Genomic DNA, 22,632 nt, shown 5'->3' with positions numbered 1-22,632 from the left:
ACAATCCGGTGCCGCACCCAATGGTGCCAACTCAAACCCGCCGCTCGACGGCCGTCGCCAGGTTCCGCCCGCCGCCCACGCCATCAACCGAGCCGAGATGACGTCTTGTTCAGCGGTCTCCTAGGCACTACTCGGTCCGGACGGGCCTGGCATCCGAGGGATGACCGGATCACCGACCTCGGGTTGCACCTCTCCACGGACCCCGACCTAGGCAACGAGGTCCTCGTGGCCATCGTGGCCGAGCCGGCGCGGTGAACCGGTGCCAATTCAAGTCGTCTGTCTCCACTGCGGAGAGATGTTCTCCTGCTACCCCTCTCAGCGTCGCCAGTTCTGCTCGGTTGCCTGAGAACCGAGCACCGGCGAGAAGCCGAGGCCTGGGAGCAGCGAGTCTGCAAGACCTACGGCAAGACCTTCGACATTGCCGGCGCCCGCCTGGCCGAGGGCGGAGGGACACACTGCTCCGACTCGTGCCGAGTCGCGGACAAGGCGATCCCGAGCCGGGCTTGTCCGACATGCGGCGAGAACTTCATCAGCCGCCATCGCAGTGACTACTGCTCGAAGCGGTGCGCAGGCGTCGATCAGGAACCCCGTTCACTGTGCGCGTCTGCAGATGGATCCGACGTTGCCCTTCAGGGATCGTGCGCTCAACCCGATCAGCAACGGGCATCGGAGGCACTTCACGCGTTATGCCGTCCAGGAGCTGGAGGGCGACCTCATCTCGACGAGCGCTGCGTGTCTAGGAGACCTGGTCCCCAAACGTCTGGACGCAGAGACCTAAGATGTCCTCGACGGATATCGAGGAGATCGGATAAATGGATGAACGCGTCCACTGACAATCGGAGACGCAGAGTCGTAACCCCACGCCGTGCGACCGACGCCGTCATCCACGCCATCAAGGGCGACATCCTCTCGGGGCAGCTAGCCCGAGGTGACCGGCTCCCGACGGAACGCGAACTCGCTGAGGAGTTCGGCGTCAGTCAGCCGACGATCCGGGAGTGTCTTCGAGTCCTCGAAGCCATCGGGTTGGTCGAGGTGCAGCACGGCCGGGGAGCGTTCGTCACGGGTGACGTCTTCACCATCATCGACACGTCGCTCCATGAACTCGTGCGTGCAGAACGCGTCGGAATCGCCGAAGTGACCGCTCTCCGAGAAACGATCGCTCGCCAGTCGGCGGCCGAGTGCGCAAAGCAGATCACCAAGGCACAGCTCGCACATGTGCGGGACTTGGAACAGAAACTGTCCGACGTGTCCTCGGCCGGGTCCTGGTCAGAGGTGGCAGCGGCCGGGATCGCTTTCCAGACGGCAATCGCGGAGGCAGCGAGCAATCCACTCGCGTTGGCGATCGAGCGCTTCCTGATCGAAACCTCGATCAAATTCCAGATCCTCGCTTTCTCGTCGAGGCCCCGGAAGTTCTGGCTCAAGTGGGCCGAAGAATTCCGGGCTGATCGGGCGGAGCTCTTGGCCGCCCTGGAGGCGAAAGACGGAGAACGGACAGTCTCGGCGATGGTCGAGTACCTGGACCACCAGCGGCGCCGATTCTCGGCAGACCCGGCACTCAGCAAACTCCGTCTCGCAGACGTCCTCGACTCGAACGTCTAGGCGGCCGCGACGGGCGCAGAGCCCGGTTGCCCTCAGGAAGGGCCGGCGCGGCCGGCCCGCTCCTGAATGGCAGCGCGGTAGAGAGTCCCGGCGCGGTAAGACGAACGCACCAGAGGCCCGCTCATCACCCCAGCGAACCCCATATCCGAGGCGAAGGTCTGCCATTGGAGAAACTCGTCGGGGGTGACCCAACGGTCGACGGGGTGGTGCCGCGGACTGGGGCGTAGGTATTGGGTGATCGTGACGAGCTCGGTGCCGGCGGAGCGGAGGTCACGCAGCGCAACTGCGATCTCGTCCTCGGTCTCGCCCATGCCGAGGATCAGGTTCGACTTGGTGACCAGTCCCTGGGTCCGTGAGCGCTGGAGAACTTCGAGTGAACGTTCGTAGGAGAACCCTGGCCGGACTCGCCGGAAGATACGAGGGACGGTTTCGATGTTGTGGGCGAGGACTTCCGGTTCCGAGGCGAACACTTCGTCGAGTTGTGTCTCTCGGCCGCTGAAGTCCGGAATGAGAAGCTCGACCGGGATCTGGGCGCGCCGATGGATTTGTCGAACGGTCTCGGCATAGAGCCAGGCTCCGCCGTCGGGGAGGTCGTCTCTTGCGACGCCGGTGACCGTTGCGTACTTGAGACCCATCTCGCAGACTGCGTCGGCGACCTGGGCAGGTTCGCCGAGGTCCAATTTTTCCGGCTTTCCGGTGTCGATCTGGCAGAAGTCGCATCGACGCGTGCAGCGGTCTCCGCCGATCAGGAAGGTGGCTTCACGGTCTTCCCAGCATTCGTAGATGTTCGGGCAGCCGGCTTCCTTGCAGACGGTCACCAGGTTTCGTTCGGAGGTGATCGACGCCAACTCGTCTGCTTTCGGTCCCCAATGGACGCGGGTGCGCAACCAGGGCGGTTTCGGAGGGGAGTCGGTGGCTGAGTTCCGCACCTCGAGCCGGAGAAGTCTCCGACCGTCCGCTGCAATTGCCACTCACGTCACCTCTTCACTGCCGATCCGGCTTGAGCGTTGACATGCCGATGTGCTGCTGCCACTCTATCACAAGAGACTAGGTGACCAGATGACCATTTGGAGCTGACCGTGTGATTAAGGGCCTGGGGACGGCGACCCTCGACTTCGTCTCGCCCGCCTTTGGCGCAGTGCGAAGGCATCACCGATGCGTGTGTGACGGGCGGACGTGGGATGACGTGGACTCGGGATCTATCTTCCCGCCCGCACTGAGCGACGGGCTGACGCCTGGCGTAGGGCTGTTCGTCGTGCGGAGCAGCGCATTGGTCGCAGCCGAGCGCGCTCGGATACGTCTGTGAGCAGCGAAGGGAACGGTGACCCGAAGCGAGGTCGCCGACCGGCGTCTGCGTCGAGAAGTCCCAGGGTGCGGCAGGAGGCCCGGCTGAAGGCCTCCGATGCGGTCATCGCCCACCTGCGGAACGACATTGTCTCAGGCCAGTTCCCGCGAGGGGCTCGCCTGCCGAACGAAAGGGAGCTGGCCGCGCGGTTCGGGGTCAGTCAACCAACCGTCCGCGAGTCTCTTCGCGCCCTGGAAGCCATGAATTGGGTCGAGGTCAGGCATGGGAGCGGGGTCTACGTCGCCGGCGGCTTCAGTAGTCGAATCGGAGCCATGCTCACCCCGATGTTCCAGATGGAGCGAGTCGGGGTTCTTGAGGTCTTGGAGATGCGAGAGGTCCTCGGCCTCTACTCCGTCGGTATCGCCGCGCAGCGCGCAACCGATGACGATGTCGAGTCGCTTGCTCGCGCCATGGCTCATTGCGACACCGACGTCACGCCGCAACTCGCGGAGGCCATCACCGAGTTCCAGTTGAGCCTGTCTGCTGCCGCTCATAGCCCGGTGGTGTTCGCGGTCGAGAGCTTCCTCATAAAACTCCTGATGCAGTTTCAACTTCTCGCCGATCGTCATGTCAGCGATCGGATCTGGAGGGAGCGGACCGGTGCCTTCAAAGCCGACCGCGCACGTCTCTTGGAAGAGCTCCAGCGGAGGGACGTCGAAGGCCTGACCTTCGCGATGCGTCGGTACCTCGACCATCAGCGCAGTTGGTTCACGTCCGACGACGACATCTCGAACTTGCTGCTTTCCGACTTCGAGATCCGACTCGCCTTGGACGACGTGTTCGTGGACTTGCGCGTACAACAGGGCGTGGATTGACGAGGCGCTCCGCCGGTCCGCAGACTCATTTGGTCGGGAACGGTGCCGACCCGAACTAGTCAGGAGTGGGAAGCGTCGCGAGCAATCATGCGGGGCTGGACACGACCGATTCGCCACTGACGCAACCGTGAGGACAGCATCTCCTCGTGGGCCATCAGCGCGGGCATGTGTAACGGACTAGCCCATATCCCGAAGTCGAATGCGCGGGCAAGCGCGGGCCCTGCCCTCGCACCAGCGCCAGGCGGCCGCCGCACACCATCGCCGGCGAACTGAGCAGCACCTTCGTGCCAAGAGGAATCGCTTCTTGCGTCCTTAGGGAACCTCGCACTCGTATCGGATGTGCCGAACCGGGCCGGGCACTGGGTGATGGTCGAGACACCGGCCTGGCGTCTCAGAGGGATGCCCCGAGAGGTGACGATCGAGGGTCGGTCCGGCTCGCTCGGGTGACCCGCTGGCTCCACGTCGGAGACTGCGGGGTGCGGTCAGGAGAACACGTCCAGCCGTAGGCCTGCCGCTGCCATGAGCCGGTCGCGGGACCGGTTCACCTGCTGGCGCAGGGTGCTGAGGTCGACGTCGACAAGTTGTCCGTGCCACTTGCGGATGCGACCGCCGACAAGCACCATCTCGACGTCTGACGGGCTAGCTCCCTGGACGACCGTTCCGACGACGTTGTTGAGGGGAAGGTTGGCGACGGTACTGGCGTCGATGGCGATGATGTCTGCCTCCTTGCCGGGCGTCAGGCTCCCAGACCTGTCATCGAGACGGTTTGCCTTCGCGCCTGCGATGGTGGCGAACTCAAGTACGTCCCGGACTGAGATACCGGAGGGGAGGCCCTCGAGCATCGACTCGTCGAAGTCGCCGACCAGGCCGCCTGCGGCCCGATAGCGCTGGTTGAACGACAACATGCGTTGGGTCGTGAGGACCATCCGCATCTGCGAGAACATGTCCGTTGCGAGCGCGATCTCGACATCGACGCTGAGCGACGGTCGGATGCCGAAGTCGAGTGCCGTCTGCACCGGCGGGATAGCGGCAGCAATCCCGATCTGGGCATCAGAGGTGGGCGCCAGCGCGACGCCCGCGCCGGTGTCGGCGATGGCGCGCCACGCCTCGTCCGCGAGATCTGTGCAGTGGATGAGTAGGACGTCTGGTCCGATGAACCCGGCCCTGGCGCCCTCCAGCACCAGATCCGACGACGACTGTCCGAGGACGGCGTCGACGGCGACGCCGATGCCGAGGGATCGAGCCGTCCGTACTCGGTCCTCGGACAGCAGTACGTTCCGGCCGCCGATCTCCTCGACTCCGAGGAGGCCCATGCGGAGCGACACCAGGGAGTCGCTGTCGGAGAAGAACTTCGCCTGGAGACGCGGTAGGTCGGCTGGCCACTGTCGGTCCCATTTGCCTTTCACGGGGGCAGAGTTGACGTGGATGGCGCGGATGCCGCTGTCGATGAGGGCCTCGACTGCCGCGTCGGCGTGGGCGGGCGTACGGGAGTTGTGGCTGAAGTCGGTGACGGTGGTGATACCCGCGTCGAGGCATCCCAGGGCAGAGAGATAGTTCCCGAGGTAGATGTCGTGGGGCGTGTATGCCTTCGCCAGCGATCCGTGTGCGACGCGGACGTACGCCTCGTTGTCGTCCACGTTGGGGATGAGGCGTCGGAACACCCCTTGCCAGCAGTGTCGGTGGGTGTCGTGAAATCCAGGCGTGAGGATGAAGCCCTCGGCGTCTATGACGGAACAGCCGGTTCCGGCGGAGGACGACAGGTTGGCACCCACGGCCGCAATCTTCGAACCGCGCACGAGGACGTCGCCGCGGACGAAGTCGCCGACCTGAGGGTCCATCGTCACGACCGACGCCCCGGTCAGGAGCAGCTCCTCTCCCGCTGGCGGCGGGTCGGGATTTGGGTTGTGTCGGATCGAGAGCGGCATCGGCAGGTTCCCTTGTTAACAGGTCACTTGAAGACTGCAGGAGAAGTGTGGCGCTTGACACTTCTCCCACGCAAGGCCCTACACTCCAACTCACCAAGTGACCTGGCGACTTCTAAAGGACCTCGAAATGGACGACCTCATCATCACCGTCACCTGCGACTCGACGATGTCGTATCCAGGCAACCCGAACATGCCGGCGATCGAGGACGTAGAAGCCGTGGGACAGCAGTACGTCGACGCAGTCAACGCGGGCGCATCGATCTGTCACCACCACGGGGTGCACTATCTCGAGACCGAGATGCAGGCCGACGGCAAGAAGTTGTCTCGGATCGATCACGACGGCTGGCAAGGGCTGACCGACAAGATCAAGACAGTAGGGACTGACCCCCTCATCCAGTACGGGATCGCCAGCGCTCGGCTTGAGGAGAAGATCAAGCTGATGAAGCAGGGCCCCGACATGATGTCCTACGCATTCAACGTCCACGACGAGTACTTCCGACCGGACCCTGCCTATCCCGCGAACGAGATGTACTCGCTGCATCCGCGAGACGAGCTCGAAGAGGCCAGCAAGGCGGCTCTCGAACACGGGGTGAAGCTCGAGATCGAGTGCTTCTACACGGGCGCGTTCTGGAACCTCGAGTTCATCCGCAACCAGGCACTGCTCGAGAACCCGGTATGGGCGACCCTCTTCTTCGGGTGGCAGGGAGGCGCCTGGACCCCGCCGACTGCGAAGTCGATGCTCTACCTGGTCGACCACCTCCCCGAGAATGTGAACTGGAACGTGTCGATCATGGACCCCGCGACCCAATGGCCGCTCGCGGCGATGGCGATCGGGCTGGGTGGGCATGTTCGCGTCGGCTGGGAGGACAACCCCTACCTGCCCAATGGGGACCTCTCAAAGCACAACGCTCAGCTCGTCGAGGTCATTGTGAAGATGGCCGAGACCATGGGCCGACCCGTCGCCACACCCAAGCGGGCTCGAGAGATCGTGTTCGGCAAGACGTCCGTCTCGTAATGGGGGCTCCCTCCGGCGACGATCTGCTGCGGCTCTACGAGCTGATGGTGGAGAGCCGTGCGTTCGACGACGCCTGCATGGACCTCCTGGCCGCCGGCGAGGAGGTGCCCCACTTCCATTCCGGTGCGGGTCAGGAAGCGCTGTCGATCGGCAGTGTCGCGATGCTCCGGCCGACGGACGAGATCGTTTACACCCATCGCGGATATGCGCACCTGCTCGCCAAGGGCGTACCTCTGGCCACGATCGCGGCCGACATGTTCTACCGCCGGGGCGGCACCAACGGGGCACGCGGGGGCGTGATGCACGTATCGCGACCCGACCTCGGTGTGCCTGGGCGCGAGGGCGTCTTCGGCACGAGGTTCGGGCTCGCTGCGGGGCTCGCGCTCGCTCACAGTCTCAGAGGTGACGACGGAGTCGCGGTCTGTTTCTATGGCGAGGCCGCAGGTGCACGCGGCCCGCTTTACGAGGCACTCAACATGGCAGTCCTGTGGAATCTGCCGGTCGTCTTCGTCGCGGAGAACAACGGGTGGTCGGTCAACTCCAGGACCGAGTGGCTGTTCCCGGGTGGGCGGATGTCGACGGTGTGGTCGGGGTTCGGGATCCCGGTGACCGAGGTGGACGGCAACGACCTTACGGCGGTCAGTTCTGCGACCGCCAGGGCTGTCAGCCGAGCCAGGGCCGGCGGCGGCCCGTCGGTGATCGAAGGGCTCACCTATCGGCTGCATCCCCACATCTGGTGGGACGACGCCTCCTACGTGCCTGCCCGGGAATTGCAGGCGTGGTGGGAGAAGGATCCTATTCCCCGCCAGCGTCGGGTGCTGGAGGAGGAGGGGATGGCGGCGGACAGGCTGGACGATGTCGAGCGTCGCGCACGCAATCGGGTGGCCGAGACGATCGAGGCCGTTCGAGGTGCTCCCTTCGTCGAGTGGGACCTAGAAGTCGGGGTGGAGGGCGTGCGGTGAGCACGACTGTCGAGAGGAGAGTCAGGACAGTTCGCGAGAGCCTCGCCTCGACACTCGGTGAGGCGATGGCGGCCGACGAATCGATGGTCCTGTTGGGCGAGACGGTCCGCGCGGGAGGCGCCCAGGGCGTCGCGCGTGGACTCTACGAACGTTTCGGTCCGTCCCGCGTTATCGAGACCCCAGTGTCGGAAAACGGAATCTTCGGCGCGGCCCTTGGGCTCGCATTGTCGGGTTTTCGCCCGGTGGTCGAGATCTATTCGGCCGACTTCCTCCTTGCTGTAGCCAACGAGATTGTCAACGACATCGCGAAGTGGCGTATCCAGCATGGTCAGCCGGGCGCACAACTTCCCGTCCTAATCCGCGGCTGCATGGGTGCTACAGCGGGACTCGGTCCAGAGCACTCCCAGTCCATGGAGCCGTTCTTCTTCCACAGCCCCGGCTTGCAGATCTGTGTCCCCTCGACGCTTGAGAACGCCCCCGCCCTGCTGGACGCGGCACTGGAGAGTCGTCAGCCCACCCTCTTCCTTGAGCACCGCAAGGTGTACGAGCTACAAGGGTCGGGGACCCCCGAACCACGTCCGGCCGCCGAGCCCGGAACTGCGGAGGTGGTGCGGGTGGGAACTGACCTCACCATGGTGGCTTGGGGTTGGATGCGGACTGAGGCCGAAGCAGCCTGCGCGACCCTGGCGGAACACGGCGTCACCGTCGAACTCGTCGACCCGCGCTGGATCAGGCCGTTCGACTACGCGACCGTCGTCAACTCGGTCGCGAAGACCGGCCGACTCCTCGTGCTGGAGGAGGCATTCATCACCGGTGGTATCGGCGCGGAGATCCTCGCGCGGGTGACCGAAGCCTTTCCCGGTCGGGCGCTCGTTGCGACACGCGTTGCAATGCCGGACGTGATCCACCCCTATCACGCGGAAATGGAACGTCAGATCCTGCCGACCGCCGCCGACGCGGTGCACGCGGCACTTCGCCTAGTGAGGAACCAAGATGAGAGTTGAAGTGAAGCTTCCCCAATGGGGGATGGGCATGAGCGAGGGCGTCATCCTCGGCTGGCGCAAGAGCGTCGGTGACACAGTGCAAGAGGGGGAACCCCTTTGCGAGGTCGAGGCCGCGAAGGTGACCGAGGAACTTGAGGCGCCCGTGTCCGGGACCCTCGTCGAAGTCTTGGTCGAAGCCGACACCGAGGTCGAGGTCTACACGGTCCTCGCGGTGATCGAGACGGCCTAGCGGACGCCGCCCCCCGAGCAGACAGGTAGAGCATTATGTGCGCCGAGAACCATCATGTGGTCGCGTCGTGATCGAAGCCGACGACCCCTACGCCGGTGTGGACGTTATCGACGATGGACCCCTGATCGGGGTGCGCCGGGTCATCGCGGATCGCCTCGGAGAGGCCCATCGCAACGTCGTGCCGGTCACGCTCCATCGTGAGCTGCGTGCCCCAGTCCCCGGGCCAAGGCCGTACGACGGCCTGGTGTTCGCCGTGGTCCGAGCGCTCGTGGACCAGCCGGCCCTCAACGCTGCATTTGCTAGTGGACGGCTGAGGACCTTCGGTGAAGTCAACCTCGGCGTCGCCTTCGATGGGCCGCAAGGGTTGGTTGCCCCGGTGATCCGGGGCGTGCATGACATGACGTACCGGGAGTTGGTGGCTGCTCGACGGGAGTTGGGTGCCCGCGTCCAGGATCGACGGCTCGCGCTCTCCGACTTGGTCGGCGGCACCTTCACCGTCTCGAACCTCGGAACCCTCGGAGTGCAGCATTTCACCCCGGTGGTCAACCCTCCCCAGGTCGCGATCCTGGGCGTGGGTGCCGTCCGCAGAGTCGTCGATCGCAGTCACATGCCGGTGAGTCTCACGTTCGACCACCGTGTCGTGGACGGTGCTCCCGCGGCGCGCTTTCTCGTGCGTGTCCAACACCATCTCGACAACCTCCAAGGCGGGACCGCGCATCTCTGAGCCTGCAGATCCATCGCAGTCTGATGAGCCGGCTCCTCCCGCGGCGCGTTCCGCACGCGTCGACGAGAGGTCCGCCGGGCTCCGATCCCCGAACGGGACTACTAGACAGAAACAGAAGGAAGTGAACTCATGCGGCTCGCGCGCTACGGAACGGCAGGCCACGAGGTCCCCTACGTCATCACCGACGACGACCGGTACCTGGAGGTGTCACGGGTGGCACAGGACTTCGGACCGGCTTTCTTCGCCGGTGGCGGCATGGACCGACTTAAGGATTGGCTCGGGTCGCCGGGTGCCCTCGATCGCGCCGGCGGCGAACCGCCGGGCAGGGTTGGTGCACCCATCGCACGCCCCGGCAAAATCGTGTGTATCGGTATCAACTATGCCGACCACGCGGCGGAGGCCGGCATGGACGTGCCGAGAGAACCGGTCGTGTTCCTCAAGGGTGCCGACACGGTTGTGGGCCCCTACGACGACGTCCACATCCCGCGGGGTGCCACGAAAGTGGACTGGGAGGTCGAGCTCGGCGTAGTGATCGGGCGTCGTGCTCGGTACCTGCAGTCCGAAGAAGACGCGCTGGAGTGCATCGCGGGGTACGTCGTGTCGCACGACGTCTCGGAGCGTGCGTTCCAGTTGGAGCGCGGGGGGCAGTGGGACAAGGGGAAGTGTTGCGAGACCTTCAACCCGGTGGGGCCGTGGCTGGTGTCGGCGGAGGAGGTGACCGACCCCCAGTCGCTCACGCTGCACCTCGCTGTGAACGGCGAGTTGATGCAGGACGGGTCGACGAGCGACATGGTGTTCGGTGTTGCGTCGATCCTGGTGTATCTGAGCCAGTTCATGGTCCTCGAGCCAGGTGACATGGTGAATACGGGCACGCCCGCCGGTGTCGCGCTGGGGCGGCCGGAGCAGCCGTTCCTGAAGGAGGGCGACGTCGTCGTAGCCGGCATTGCCGGGCTCGGCGAACAGCGGCAGGAGTTCGTCGCAGCCCCATGAGTGGCCCGTCCAAGCCAGCCGTCTCACCGCAAACGCTGAGCGCCATCGAAACGGCGCTCGTGCGAGGCGCCGAGGGCGAAGTCGACTTTTCCGGTGGCGCGCGGGCCGCATACAGCTCCGACTCGTCCAACTACCGCCAAGTGCCGCTGGGTGTGGTCTTCCCACGCACCGCAGGAGACGTGAGCATGACCCTGCAGCTCGCCTCCGAGTACGGAGTACCCGTGTTGGCTCGGGGAGCTGGGACGAGTCTGGCTGGTCAGGCCTGCAACGAGGCGCTGATCCTCGATATGAGTCGGCACATGACGATGATCCTCGATGTCGACCCAGATCGCCGCACGGCCAGAGTCCAGCCAGGGGTCGTCCTCGACCACCTCCGGGCAGCCTGCGCTCCGTATGGGCTGACGTTCGGCCCAGATCCGGCAACGCATGCCTGGTGCACGATCGGCGGAATGATCGGGAACAACTCCTGTGGGACGCATTCGATCAAGTCGGGCAAGACCTCGGACTGTGTCGCCGAACTGGAGGTGGTCCTCTACGGCGGGGAACGTTTGCGCCTCGGTAGTTACGGAGACGACCAGTACCGGCAGGCCGTCCTGGACGGCGGCACCCTGGCGAGGCTGCTCGGCAGCCTGCGCGAGATCGGCCGTCGGGCCGAACCGCACGTACGCAGCCGATTTCCCGACCTCCAGCGACGTGTCAGTGGATACAACCTCGACAAGCTGCTCCCCGGACAACGCCTCGACATCGCCAAACTGCTGGTCGGCACCGAATCGACGTGCGCCGTCGTCACCGAGGCTGTCGTCGACCTCATCCCCGCATTCCGAAAGCGGAGACTTGTCGTCCTGGGGTATCCGTCGCTGGAAGAGGCCGCCGACGCGGTGCCGGTCCTCCTGCGCGCCACGGACCACCTGATCGCGTTGGAGGGTTTCGACGGCGCCTTGGTGGACCTCCTCAGGGTCAACAAGCTCCACCTCGACAAACTGCACCTCCTACCCGAGGGACGGGGCTGGTTGCTTGCCGAGATCGAGGGGGCCGCCGAGGAAGACCTTGCCGTGGCCGAGCGCGCCATCTTGGAGGCGCCCGCCAGCGCCCGGCCCGAGGCCAGGATCTATCGGTCCGACGCCGAAATGGGCGGGGTATGGGCCATGCGGGAGTCCGGACTGGGTGCCACAGCCCTACGGGCGGACGGCGGCCACAACTACGAGGGCTGGGAGGACGCGGCGGTCCCGCCGGACCAACTCGGCAACTATTTCCGGCAGTTGAAACTACTGCAGGAGGAGTTCGGTTACCGCGGGGCCTGGTACGGCCACTTCGGGCAGGGGTGTGTCCACACCCGCAACAACTTTGATCTCGGCAGTGAGGCGGGACTCGCGTCCTACCGCAACTACGTCGAACAGGCGACTGACCTGGTCGTCGGGATGGGAGGGTCGATCTCCGGTGAACACGGGGACGGTCAGGCTCGAGGTGAACTACTCGAGCGGATGTACGGACCCGAGGTCGTCGACCTCTTTCGACAGGTCAAGGCGGTGTTCGACCCGAACGGCAAGATGAACCCGGGGAAGCTCGTCGACCCCTACCCCCTCGATTCCAATCTGCGCTTCGGTCCCGCCTATGCCAGGGATGTCGTCCTCCCCTCGTCCAAGCTCCAGTTCGTCTTCGACGAGGACGCGGGCTCTCTCCAACACGGTGCCGAGCGCTGCGTCGGTGTCGGGAAGTGTCGCAGCGCGTCCGGCGGCGTGATGTGTCCGAGCTATCGAGAGACCGGCGAGGAACGGCACTCCACGCGAGGACGGGCAAAGCTGCTCGTCGAGATGTTCCAAGGGGAGGTGACCCCGGCCTCGTGGCGCAACGAAGACGTCCGCGATGCACTCGACCTCTGCCTCGCATGTAAGGGCTGCTTGACCGATTGCCCGACCCACGTCGACATGGCAACTTACAAGGCAGAGTTCATGAGCCACTTCTACCGGCGACGGATCCGTCCTCGGTCGATGTATGCGTTGGCAAACCTGCCGTGGCTTGCGCGCCTGGCCACCCGAGCGCCGCGGCTTGCGAACTGGATGGTCGCCGACCACCCTGTGGGCAGAACGAGTCGTCGCGTCGCCGGCGTTACGACCAGTCGTCCTGCGCCGCAGTTCAGCTCCCTCGCAATGAGGCGAGAGCTGCCGCGAGCCGGAGCGTCGCAAGCGGACGTGTCCGTGGTGATCTGGCCGGACACGTTCACCGACGCCTTCAACGCCGACGCCGGTCGACGTCTCGTCGGACTGTTCGAGGAGATCGGTGAGACGGTCGCCGTCCCTCGGGACTGGTCGTGTTGCGGCAGGACACTCTATGACGCCGGAATGCTCGGCCGAGCGAAGCGCTCGCTGCGTCGTGTGCTCGACGTTGCAGCGCCGTGGGTGGCCTTGGGTGTGCCGATCGTGGTGCCAGAGCCGAGTTGTCTGGCGAGCTTCCGCGACGAACTCCCGAGACTCTTGGCGGACGACGATCGTGTCGACGCGTTCCGACAACTGTTGATGAGTCCGGCGGAGTTCCTCGCGAGTCGCGCCGTCTGGGAGCGTCCAGAGTTCCAGCTCGCTTCCGAGGCGGCGCCCGTGACGGTCCATACCCACTGCCATCAGCGCGCCGGATGGGGTGCTGACGCCGAGTCGACGTTGCTGATCAACCTCGGTTACGACGTGCGGGTGGCGGACGCGGGTTGCTGTGGTCTGGCGGGATCGTTCGGCTACACCGCGGCGCACGCCCAGGTGAGCAGGTCGATCGGCGAGCATCAGTGGTTGCCGGCCCTGGAGGACACGCTGGCCGGCGGCACGCTCGTCGTTGACGGGTTCAGTTGCGTGTTGCAGGCGACTCACTTGTCAGGGCCGCAGTCCACCACTCTCGTCGATTTGGTGAGTTCTCACGTCGTGCGGGACGAGCGGTAGCGATCCCCTCAGAGATCTCGGGACTCCCTGGGCTCGTTTCCTTCTCTGCCGTTGACAAGGCAAGTAACGACCGTCACACTAACCAAGTCACTTGGTGACTAGGTAGGAAGGATCGGCTCATGATCAACCCCCTGCTCGAGTGCGTGGGCCTCCGCAAGGCATATCCCGGCGTGCTCGCGCTCGACGACGTCTCCATCACAATCGAGGCTGGGGATGTCGTCGGCCTCTGCGGACGCAACGGGGCCGGCAAGAGCACCCTGATCCGAGCCCTGTCGGGCGCGGTCCAACCCGACGCCGGGAGCATCCGCATGAGCGGCGGCGAGGTCGACTTCGCCTCCCCGTTGATCGCCCAACGCCACGGGGTCGTTACCGTCCACCAGGAACTGATCAACGTCCCGAACCTGACAGTCGCTGAGAACGTCGGACTCGGGCTCGGCTACGAGCGCCGTCACGGATTGTTCTCCCTGGCCCGACAACGTGGCCATGCTGCCAAGCTTCTCCGCCAACTCGGCTCCGAGGTTGATCCTGGTCGGCTCACCGGCGAACTGAGCGTCGCCGAGCAGCGTGTTGTCATGATCGCACGCGCGCTCGCCGCGAACGCACAGGTACTCATCCTGGACGAACCCTCAGCTTCCCTCAGCGCCGCCGAGATCGACCACCTCCACCTTGTGGTCAAGCGGCTGGCCGAGCGCAAGGTGGCCGTGATCTACGTATCCCACCGCCTCGACGAGGTAGCGCGCCTCACCACCCGCACGGTGGTGATGCGCGACGGCCGAGTGGTCGCGAACTCGCTCACACCGGACCTTTCACACGCACAACTCGTAGAGGCGATCACGGGTCGATCGGCGGCGGCGCCACACCCGGTTACCCTGCCGGCTGCATCGCCCGGCCGTGAGTTGCTGCGGACCGCAAACCTGACCCGGCACGGCGTCTTCGAGGACGTCGACGTGGTGGCGCACAGCGGCGAAGTCGTCGGTATTGCCGGCCTGGTCGGCGCAGGACGCACCGAACTCGCGCGCGCGATCTTCGGGGCCGACGCTATCGACTCCGGAACCGTCTATGTGGCAGGCACGAGAGCCAAGATCCGTTCACCGAGGGGCGCCCTGAAGCGCCACCTTGCCCTCTTGCCTGAAGACAGACGGGGTCAAGGTCTCGTCCTCGACGATCCCGTCTGGAAGAACGTGTCGCTGGCAAGCCTGCCCCGTCATCGTCACGTCGGCGCATTGCCCTGGCCGAGCAAGAAGAGCGAGCGGGCTGCCGCCAAGGCACGACTCAGTGAACTCGCGGTCACCCCGCGCGACGTGGAGCGCCCGGTCCGTTGGTTCTCGGGAGGAAACCAGCAGAAGATCGTGATCGGCAAGTGGCTCGAAGCCGAAGCCGACATCTACCTGTTCGACGAGCCCACACACGGCATCGACGTGGGGGCCAAAGCGGAGTTCCACACGCTGATGCGCCGGCTGGCGGACCGCGGCAAGGCCGTCGTCTTTATCTCGTCCGAGTTCGGCGAGATCTCAGCTGTCTGCGATCGGACCTACGTGATGCGCGAGGGGCACATCGTCGCCGAGTTGGCTCGTCGCGACACCAACTTGAGCAACCTAACGGCTCACTGTTACGGCCTGCACGGGAAAGACCGCGCAGCAACCATCCAAAAGGAGATAGTTCAATGATCCGCAATCGACTCTTCGCTGGCGCCGCGACAACGGCGCTGGTGGCTGCCCTCTTCCCGGGGTGTTCCTCGGAGTCGGGCAACTCTGACGCCGCGGATCCCGAGGCGAACGCCTCGGCGAGCAGGGCCGCTGCCAACGAAGCCGAGGCGGCGGGGCAGGTGGCTGCTGAGGAGGCAGGTGACCCGGTCACCCTCGAGCCCCAGAAGATCGGGATCCTGCAGATCATCGCGGCCGCCGAATCGGCCCTGAACGCCCAGAAGTCGATCGAGGCCGCTGCAGACGCCATCGGCTGGACCACTGTCGCCTGTGACGCACAGGGCGACCCGGTCAAGACCGCCTCCTGTGGGCAATCGCTCCTCGACCAAGGCGTCGACGGGATCGTGTCGATCAGCAACGAGCCGTCCCTGTGGAAGCCGGCGCTCGACAAGGCGAAGGCCGAGAACATCCCCGTCATCAACGTCGCCGGCAACGTCGGACCGGATCCCGCCATCCTTGGTAGCTACGCACCCGACAACGGTCACCAGGGCGAGGTCCTGGCCGACTACATCATCGAGCAGCTCCAGACCCTGGACGGCGACAAAGGCATCGCAGTCCACACGTTCCCCGCATCGTGGGGCGAGGCCCGCACGGAGGCTGTCACTGCGGCCGTGGAAGCCACTGACGACGTCGAGATCGTGGCGACGGCGTCAACCGACCCCACCAACGTCCAGGCCGGTACCAGCAAGACCGTAACCGACCAGCTCACCCAGAACCCCGATCTCAAGGCGATCTGGTTCTCCTACGACGTCGCCGCCCAGGCTGGTGCGCAGGCCGTGGGATCAAAGTTCCCCGGCACGCAGTTCCCCGACCGTCCCCTCGTGACCACCTTCGGAACTGACTCCGGAACTCTCGCCCTACTCCGGCAGGGCTCTATCGACGCGGTGATCGAGAACGCCACCGCCGTCGACGGTTGGGTTGCCATCGATCAGCTTGCGGAGTTCTTCGCCCGCGACCGGATGCCTACTCCAGGTCCCACTGACGGCGACTTCCCCGAGTACGGCGACTTCCCGATCGCGAGCTATCGGGTTTTCGAGAAGGACGATGTCCCGGGCAGCGGGCCGGTGCCCCCGGTCGCCGACTTCGAGGCGTTCTTCACCGCCAAGTGGGCCAAGGAGTTCGGTGCGTGAGTGCGGAAGAGGCAACCGCGACTGTTAGCGGTTCGGGGGATGCATCCGGTGCATCGGCTCGTGGGGACCGTAGGGGCGCGACCGTCGAGGTTCTACGGAAGTACGGGCTGCTGCTCGCCTTCTGTGTCGTGGTCATCGTCTTCTCCGTCCAGCGCCCGGAAACCTTCCCCACCTGGGACAACGCCACCTCCATCCTGACGACGGCAGCGGCCCCGCTCATCCTGGCTGTCGGTCTCACGGTCGTACTGGTGATGCGCGACTTCGACCTGTCGTTCGGCGCGGTGATCGGCGCCGGCGCAGCCGCCGCTGTGGTTGGGATGGTGAGCCACGGATTGCTCCCGATCATCGCCATCCTCGCGACCCTGCTCTTGGGAGCGGTCGTCGGATTCGCCAACGGATTCCTCGTGGCCTATCTCGGTGGGTCGTCGTTCGTCATCACACTCGCAATGGGAACCATCGTCACCGGCATCGAATACGCCATCTCGGACCAGACGACGATCTACGGCGGTATCCCGTTCAGCTATATGGAAATCGGTCAGGCATCGACGCTCGGGCTCAGCAATCTCGTGTGGATTGCCGCTGTGTTCTCCCTTGCGGTCGCGCTGCTGCTGGAAAGGACCGAGACCGGCCGCTACATGTACGCCATCGGCGGGAACGCCGAGGCGGCGCGCCTCGCAGGAGTCCGGGTCAAGGTTCTACGCCTGCTGGGCTTCGTGATCGTGGGGGTGACCGCATCGGCGGTAGGTGTCCTGATCTCCTCTCAGGGCGCTTCCTACTCCCCAAATCTCGGCTCGGCCTACCTGCTACCGGCCTTCGCGGCGGCCTTCCTAGGCACCGCCGTCTTCAAACCCGGCGAGTTCACGGTGGCCGGGACAATCGTTGGCGTCCTCTTCCTGGGCGTCATCCAGACCGGCCTCACCATGCTCAACCTGCCCACTTGGGCGATCAACCTGATCCAGGGCGCGATCCTCGTCGTCGCCGTCTTGTTCTCCCAACTGGAGAGAAGGTCGATCCGACGGACGAAGACCGTGCGGCAGGAACCCACCTCGACAGATCCGGGCACCGGCACGCCTTTCTCGGGCGGGACGCCGGCCGAGAGCAACGCCGGTGCGCGGCCTGCTACCGAAAGGACGCGAACGTGAAACTCTCGGGAAAGGTCGCGGTGATCACCGGCGGCGCGCGCGGCCAAGGCGCGGCCGAGGCCGAACTCCTCGCGGCGAACGGCGCAGCGGTCATCATCGCCGACGTTCTCGACGAGGATGGGGACGCCACCGCAGCGCGGATCAACGAAGGCGGCGGTCGAGCTGTCTACGTCCATTTGGACGTCTCCAGTCCAGAGGACTGGACCGCCCTGACCACGATGGTCGAACGCGACTTCGGTGGTGTCGACATCCTCGTCAACAATGCCGGTATCGCGCTGCGCCAGGGGCTCGACTCGACCGCCCTCGACGACTGGCAGCGGATACTCGCCGTCAATCTGACCGGCCCGTATTTGGGAATCAAGGCGATTGTGCCGCTCATGCGCCGGCAAGGCGGTGGTTCCATCATCAACACCGGTTCTGCTGCGGCTCTGGTCGGGCACCTCACCGCCGCCTACGCCGCCAGCAAGTGGGGACTCCGCGGACTGTCCCAGTCAGCAGCCCGCGAGTACGGCCCGGACGGAATCAGGGTCAACTCGGTTCATCCCGGACTGATCGACACACCGATCGTGAACTGGGACACCCGGTTCGTGTCGGCGATGGAGTCGGCAACGCCGATGGGGCGGGGAGGCTTGCCCGAAGAAGTGGCGTCCGTGGTGCTCTTCCTCGCCTCAGACGACGCATCGTTCGTCACCGGGCAGGACATCGCCGTCGACGGCGGGCTCGTCTCGGGTGGCATCTACCACCGGGTCGATCGCGACCGCAACGCCTGACCATCAACCACGCACCACACGAGACAAGGAATGCAACGACATGGCACAGCGCAATCTCGTCGCCCACTTCGACGAGCTCCCTTGGATCCCAATGAAGGACCTGCCCGGTTTCGACGGTGCAGATCACCCCGGCATGGAAGGCAAGTTCTTCGGGGACATCGACGAGGGGCCCTGGTTCTACCTCGTACGCCATTCGGCGGGTACCCGCATCCCGCGACACACGCACGGCGGCACCGTCACCCATTACCTGCTGGAGGGCGAGTGGGACCTTGACGGAGAGAAGGTGACCCCCGGGCACTGGCATCACGAGATCCCGGGAACCTACTGGGGTCCGGTGATCTCCGGCGACCAGGGCTCCATGGTGATCGCCATCTACGACAGGTACCCGAGCTTCGTCCCCTGGAAGCCGGGCGACGATGACTGGACACCGCCGGCCGACTACTGGGACTGGGCCCACGGCCGAAAGAACGAGGACGACGCGACCAGTGCCTGAACTCACGGAGGTATATGCCCCGGTCGAGGTGGACCGTGAAACGCAGTTGGAGATGCTGCGGCGGATGCAACGTGTCCGTTCGTTCGAGCTGACGGTCGCTTCCCTAGTGAAGAAGGGTGAACTCCCAGGGGCGGTGCACACCAGCCTCGGACAGGAGGCGGAGGTTGTCGGCGCGTGCATGGCCCTGGCGCCGACCGACTACATGACCGGGAATCACCGCAGCCACGGACACCCGATCGGCAAGGGCGCCAGTTTGCCGCCCCTGATGGCCGAACTCCTTGGCAAGTCCACCGGTGTATGTCGGGGCAAGGGTGGCTCCATGCACCTGGCCGACTTCTCGGTCGGAAGCCTCGGCGAATCCGGGGTCGTGGGGTCGGCCATCCCTGTCGCGACTGGTGCTGCTCTCTCGGCGCATGTCTTGGGTAACGGCCGGGTTGCGCTCTGCTTCTTCGGCGATGGCGCGGCGAACCAGGGGTGCCTGCACGAGTCGCTGAATCTCGCCGCCATCTGGAAGTTGCCGGTCATCTTCTTGTGCGAGAACAATCAGTACGCCTCCACGACCCCGGCTCGGACGGTCCTCTCGGTGGACCGGGTCGCCCAAAGGGCGAGCGGATACTCCATCCCGGGCGTCACAGTTGAAGACGGTCAGGACGTGCTGGCCGTTTACGCCGCCGTCAAGGTTGCCGTCGACCGTGCGCGCCGCGGTGAGGGCCCCTCGATCGTGGAGATCATGACGTACCGGTACTCCGAGCACTCGGAGGGACTCCTGCACGCAGGTGCCTATCGGGACGCCGCCGAACGTGAGAGTTGGATCGCCAGGGATCCGCTGGTCTTGCACCGAGCTCGCCTCCTGACGGCGGGAGTCGCGACCGAGGCGGAGTTGGACCAGCTCGTCAGCGATGTCGAGGACGAAGTCGCCAGCGCGCTGGAGTTTGCGGTCGCAAGTCCGTTGCCTGAGCCTGCAGAGGCATACGCTGACCTCTTCACTACTCCCATCCCCCAGTTCGGGGGCATGGTGTGACCAGAATCAGTTACTTGGCAGCGATCGGCGAAGCGCAGCGCGAGGCAATGGCCGCGGACCCTAGAGTGATTCTCATCGGTGAGGACGTCCAGTCGAACCTGTACGGGACGGCACCGAATTTTGTCGAGATGTTCGGTGTGGAACGCGTGCGGAATGCGCCCATCTCGGAGGAAGGTTTCGTTGGCGCGGCTGCGGGCGCGGCGATGACGGGACTGCGGCCGATCGTGGACCTCACCTACGCAAGTTTCATGTACATGGCGATGGACCAGTTCGTGAATCAAGTCGCGAAGAACCGCTACATGTTCGGCGGGCAGGCGAGCCTGCCAGTGGTGTACCGGGCCTCGATGTTCTACCGGTCGTCTACGGCCGCTCATCATTCCGACCGGCCGTACCCGATGTTCATGAACGTGCCCGGGCTGAAAATCATGGTGCCGTCCGGGGCGTACGAAGCGAAGGGGCTACTCAGGACCGCCATCGATCTCGACGATCCCGTCCTCTCCTTCGAGGACGCGACGCTGTGGACGAAGAAGCAGGATCTCCCGGACGAGGAGTTCCGGATTCCGTTCGGCGTCGCCAACCTGGTCACCGAAGGGACGGACGTGACCGTGGTCGCGATCGCGGGTGCGGTGGAAGAGGCGAGGAAGGCTGTCGCTGCCCTCGCAGGCGAGGGTGTCAGCGCGGAGTTGATCGACCCGCGAACTTTGGTCCCACTCGACGTCGAAACGATCCTGAAGTCCGTTGCCAAGACTGGCCGGCTGGTTGTCGCCGATCCGGCGCACCGGACGTGCGGCGCAGCCGCGGAGATCTCGGCGCTGGTCAACGAATACGGGTTCGACTCGCTCAAGGCTCCGATCCTGCGGGTAAACACCCCGGACATCCAGATCCCGTTCAGTCCATCCCTCGAACGACCGCTGTATCCGAGCGCGAGGCGCATCCAAGAGGCGGTCAAGCGCGCCATCGGCGCTGTAGCGTCGGCCAGCCCTTAAGCGATCGTCATGTGGGGTTGATCGGCCGCGGATTCCTTCAGTGCCGCTTGGGAGTCGCTGGGAGGGAGGCGTCGCGTCGCCGACGCCTCGCTTCCAGCGACGAGGGAAGGGCCGTGGCCCGTCGAGTATGCGCCTCGGGGGCGGCCGCTGCTCGGAGTCGAGCTGTTGGGCGTGGCCGAGCGTCGAAGCGGTCGATGTCGAGGGCCTCTCGCGGAGTCGGCGATGCGCCAGGGCCACCCTCTTCAGATTGTATCGCGTCGATCGGGGGGAGCGTTGTCCCAACTCCACTGCGACCTCGGGCGGGCGCTCATCCGGCAACGGGGGGAACGATGTCGGGGGCGGGTGGATCGCCCGGCCCACACGGGTGGGCGCCGCCCCGGTGCCGACGCCGGACCGGTTCAGGCGGAAGGAAGGAAGCGAGCGATGCACCGCTTGAACCCCCGCTCACGGCACTCGGTCTGACGACACCCGAGATCGTCCATCTCGCCGCTGATCTCGACATGGAGGCCGTGGCGATCATGCCGGGCCTCGTCGAGATTGACCTCGGCGGCGCCGTCTCGCGACTCGACGAGCCGTCCTCCGTAGCGCCACACCGAAGCGGTGGCAGAGGCGGGCGTGAAGCTCGGAACCATGGAAGGGATCTCTGGCACCCCCTCTTCGGAGGGTTTCGCGTCCGTGGAACGTTGCGCGACTGTCGTCCCCACCACCCGGGATGCAGGTTCGACTCGCCAACCACCCACAGAGTTCCTTGCGGAGGGCTCGAACTGGAACGCCTTGAGTTCAGTCGACGCGGACTAGCCCAGACATCCTCGAAGGAGAGCGGTCATGACCCATCCTGGTTACGAATCGTACGAATCGCTGGCCATCGAGATCGTTGACCGCGTCGCGACCATAACGACGCTGAGCCTGCAGAGCATTTTCAGACTCAACGCGGAGGGCCACCAGCCGAATTGCACTTCGATCTTGGGAGAGTCCTGACTCGGCCGCGTGAGGACAACGACGTCCGGGTTGTGGTGATCACGGGCGCTGACGATGGTGCGCCTTGGCACCTTGCCGCGCCGCCATACAGCGGACAGCCCATCAACGAGCCGAGCCCGACGACAGTCCCGGACTGGCTGTGGAGTGTGTTCCTGGGCATCCGGATGACTCTCCAGACCTTGGCTGAGATGGAGAAACCAGTGATCGCCAAGGTCAACGGAGACGCCGTGGGGTACGCCCAGAGCATCATGTTCGGTTGCGATCTTATCGTTGCTCGCGAGGATGCTGTGGTCGCTGATGTCCACCTGAATATGCAGGATCTCCTTGGATTCGACACCGTCCCAGGGGATGGCGGCGCGGCGCTGGTGCCGATGCACATGTTCCCGGCCAAAGCGATGGAGTACCTGTTGCTCGCCAAGGCGTACACCGCGGCGGAGTTGGAGTGCATGGGGGCCATCAACTACGCCGTACCGCAAGAACGGCTCGACGAAGTGGTGGACGACTTGGTGCAGAGGCTGGGCGTACGCGCTGGCCATGACCAAGCGCGTTGTGAAGCGACGGATTGTCGACCATCTGAACATGACCCTCGACGCCTCGTCGGCATACGAGTGGGTGAACTTCCTCCACCATCAAGGTAGTGGCGGTCAGAAGAGCACCAGCTTGCAGTGAGAAGCCGAGCGACGGAAGGCCGCTCGTCTGGGTGGCAAGGCCTTGGTCGGACTACCAATTGCAGACCTCCGCGTCACTTCGGGCGGAGGTGACGATGCTCAGCTACTAGGACCTCGACGAGCCCGATGGCGAAGCTCTCGACCAGTTGCGGCCGCGGGGTCGCTGCACGGTAGGTGTCATAGAGCGGTGCGGGACCGTCAAGCGCGTTGGC

The 22,632-nt window shown here is 65.1% G+C and carries 21 protein-coding genes; 18 read left to right on the top strand and 3 right to left on the bottom strand.

Going from position 1 to position 22,632, the window contains the following annotated elements; all coding sequences use genetic code 11:
• The first annotated feature begins 816 nt into the window (after positions 1-816).
• Positions 817-1,599 carry a FadR/GntR family transcriptional regulator gene (locus D0Z08_RS22410; RefSeq protein ID WP_118927498.1) on the top strand — a complete coding sequence of 261 codons (783 nt, stop codon included), beginning with the start codon at positions 817-819 and terminating at the stop codon, positions 1,597-1,599.
• 32 nt (positions 1,600-1,631) lie between these two features.
• Here D0Z08_RS22410 and D0Z08_RS22405 read toward each other — a convergent pair whose 3' ends face one another.
• Positions 1,632-2,570, bottom strand: coding sequence for a lipoyl synthase (locus tag D0Z08_RS22405; RefSeq protein ID WP_118927497.1), 939 nt, complete (start codon positions 2,568-2,570; stop codon positions 1,632-1,634).
• Between the two features lie 400 nt (positions 2,571-2,970).
• Between D0Z08_RS22405 and D0Z08_RS22400 the strand changes: the two genes are divergently transcribed.
• Positions 2,971-3,759: a FadR/GntR family transcriptional regulator gene (locus D0Z08_RS22400; protein ID WP_147381508.1), complete on the top strand. Its 789-nt coding sequence runs from the start codon at positions 2,971-2,973 to the stop codon at positions 3,757-3,759.
• 482 nt (positions 3,760-4,241) lie between these two features.
• Here the strand turns inward: D0Z08_RS22400 and D0Z08_RS22395 are convergent, their stop codons facing one another.
• Complete coding sequence (locus D0Z08_RS22395) at positions 4,242-5,684, bottom strand: amidohydrolase family protein (RefSeq protein ID WP_118927495.1); 1,443 nt, start codon at positions 5,682-5,684, stop codon at positions 4,242-4,244.
• 127 nt (positions 5,685-5,811) lie between these two features.
• Here D0Z08_RS22395 and D0Z08_RS22390 point away from each other — a divergent pair, with 127 nt between their 5' ends.
• From D0Z08_RS22390 to D0Z08_RS22325, 14 genes are all read left to right on the top strand, one after another.
• A complete protein-coding gene (locus tag D0Z08_RS22390) occupies positions 5,812-6,699 on the top strand; it encodes a beta-keto acid cleavage family enzyme (protein WP_118927494.1) in 888 nt (295 codons plus the stop codon).
• Positions 6,699-7,661: a thiamine pyrophosphate-dependent dehydrogenase E1 component subunit alpha gene (locus tag D0Z08_RS22385; RefSeq protein WP_118927493.1), complete on the top strand. Its 963-nt coding sequence runs from the start codon at positions 6,699-6,701 to the stop codon at positions 7,659-7,661. Before D0Z08_RS22390 ends, D0Z08_RS22385 begins: the two co-directional genes overlap by 1 nt.
• A complete protein-coding gene (locus D0Z08_RS22380) occupies positions 7,658-8,665 on the top strand; it encodes an alpha-ketoacid dehydrogenase subunit beta (RefSeq protein WP_118927492.1) in 1,008 nt (335 codons plus the stop codon). Before D0Z08_RS22385 ends, D0Z08_RS22380 begins: the two co-directional genes overlap by 4 nt.
• On the top strand, positions 8,655-8,894 hold the full coding sequence (locus D0Z08_RS22375) for a biotin/lipoyl-containing protein (protein WP_118927491.1): 240 nt from the start codon (positions 8,655-8,657) through the stop codon (positions 8,892-8,894). The genes D0Z08_RS22380 and D0Z08_RS22375 overlap by 11 nt, the downstream gene beginning before the upstream one ends.
• A gap of 67 nt (positions 8,895-8,961) precedes the next feature.
• Entirely contained in the window at positions 8,962-9,618 is a 657-nt protein-coding gene (locus D0Z08_RS22370) for a 2-oxo acid dehydrogenase subunit E2 (protein ID WP_182481439.1), read from the top strand.
• Between the two features lie 129 nt (positions 9,619-9,747).
• Positions 9,748-10,608, top strand: a complete 861-nt coding sequence (locus D0Z08_RS22365; RefSeq protein WP_118927489.1) for a fumarylacetoacetate hydrolase family protein — start codon at positions 9,748-9,750, stop codon at positions 10,606-10,608.
• A complete protein-coding gene (locus D0Z08_RS22360) occupies positions 10,605-13,529 on the top strand; it encodes an FAD-binding and (Fe-S)-binding domain-containing protein (RefSeq protein ID WP_118927488.1) in 2,925 nt (974 codons plus the stop codon). The genes D0Z08_RS22365 and D0Z08_RS22360 overlap by 4 nt, the downstream gene beginning before the upstream one ends.
• Positions 13,530-13,648: 119 nt before the next feature.
• Positions 13,649-15,196 carry a sugar ABC transporter ATP-binding protein gene (locus tag D0Z08_RS22355; protein ID WP_118927487.1) on the top strand — a complete coding sequence of 516 codons (1,548 nt, stop codon included), beginning with the start codon at positions 13,649-13,651 and terminating at the stop codon, positions 15,194-15,196.
• Positions 15,193-16,362 (top strand): sugar ABC transporter substrate-binding protein, encoded by a 1,170-nt coding sequence (locus tag D0Z08_RS22350; RefSeq protein ID WP_118927486.1) that lies wholly within the window; start codon positions 15,193-15,195, stop codon positions 16,360-16,362. The genes D0Z08_RS22355 and D0Z08_RS22350 overlap by 4 nt, the downstream gene beginning before the upstream one ends.
• Positions 16,359-17,504, top strand: coding sequence for an ABC transporter permease (locus tag D0Z08_RS22345; RefSeq protein WP_182481438.1), 1,146 nt, complete (start codon positions 16,359-16,361; stop codon positions 17,502-17,504). The genes D0Z08_RS22350 and D0Z08_RS22345 overlap by 4 nt, the downstream gene beginning before the upstream one ends.
• Entirely contained in the window at positions 17,501-18,274 is a 774-nt protein-coding gene (locus tag D0Z08_RS22340; protein ID WP_118927484.1) for an SDR family NAD(P)-dependent oxidoreductase, read from the top strand. Before D0Z08_RS22345 ends, D0Z08_RS22340 begins: the two co-directional genes overlap by 4 nt.
• A 40-nt stretch (positions 18,275-18,314) precedes the next feature.
• Entirely contained in the window at positions 18,315-18,767 is a 453-nt protein-coding gene (locus D0Z08_RS22335; RefSeq protein ID WP_118927483.1) for a cupin domain-containing protein, read from the top strand.
• Complete coding sequence (locus D0Z08_RS22330) at positions 18,760-19,788, top strand: thiamine pyrophosphate-dependent dehydrogenase E1 component subunit alpha (RefSeq protein ID WP_220454298.1); 1,029 nt, start codon at positions 18,760-18,762, stop codon at positions 19,786-19,788. Before D0Z08_RS22335 ends, D0Z08_RS22330 begins: the two co-directional genes overlap by 8 nt.
• Before the next feature lie 14 nt (positions 19,789-19,802).
• Positions 19,803-20,774, top strand: a complete 972-nt coding sequence (locus D0Z08_RS22325) for an alpha-ketoacid dehydrogenase subunit beta (RefSeq protein ID WP_220454297.1) — start codon at positions 19,803-19,805, stop codon at positions 20,772-20,774.
• Between the two features lie 398 nt (positions 20,775-21,172).
• Here the strand turns inward: D0Z08_RS22325 and D0Z08_RS31740 are convergent, their stop codons facing one another.
• Positions 21,173-21,478 carry a hypothetical protein gene (locus tag D0Z08_RS31740; protein WP_147381507.1) on the bottom strand — a complete coding sequence of 102 codons (306 nt, stop codon included), beginning with the start codon at positions 21,476-21,478 and terminating at the stop codon, positions 21,173-21,175.
• A 121-nt stretch (positions 21,479-21,599) separates the two neighbouring features.
• Between D0Z08_RS31740 and D0Z08_RS32295 the strand changes: the two genes are divergently transcribed.
• Together D0Z08_RS32295 and D0Z08_RS22315 are read left to right on the top strand one after the other, a co-directional pair.
• On the top strand, positions 21,600-21,752 hold the full coding sequence (locus D0Z08_RS32295; protein ID WP_182481437.1) for a hypothetical protein: 153 nt from the start codon (positions 21,600-21,602) through the stop codon (positions 21,750-21,752).
• 179 nt (positions 21,753-21,931) lie between these two features.
• On the top strand, positions 21,932-22,390 hold the full coding sequence (locus D0Z08_RS22315) for an enoyl-CoA hydratase/isomerase family protein (RefSeq protein WP_182481436.1): 459 nt from the start codon (positions 21,932-21,934) through the stop codon (positions 22,388-22,390).
• Positions 22,391-22,632: the final 242 nt, after the last annotated feature.

The sequence above is a fragment of the Nocardioides immobilis genome (assembly GCF_003515065.1).
Taxonomy (GTDB): Bacteria; Actinomycetota; Actinomycetes; order Propionibacteriales; family Nocardioidaceae; genus Nocardioides; species Nocardioides immobilis.
The sequence above is the reverse complement of the archived record's forward strand: the minus strand, read 5'-3'. Positions and strand labels throughout refer to the sequence as shown.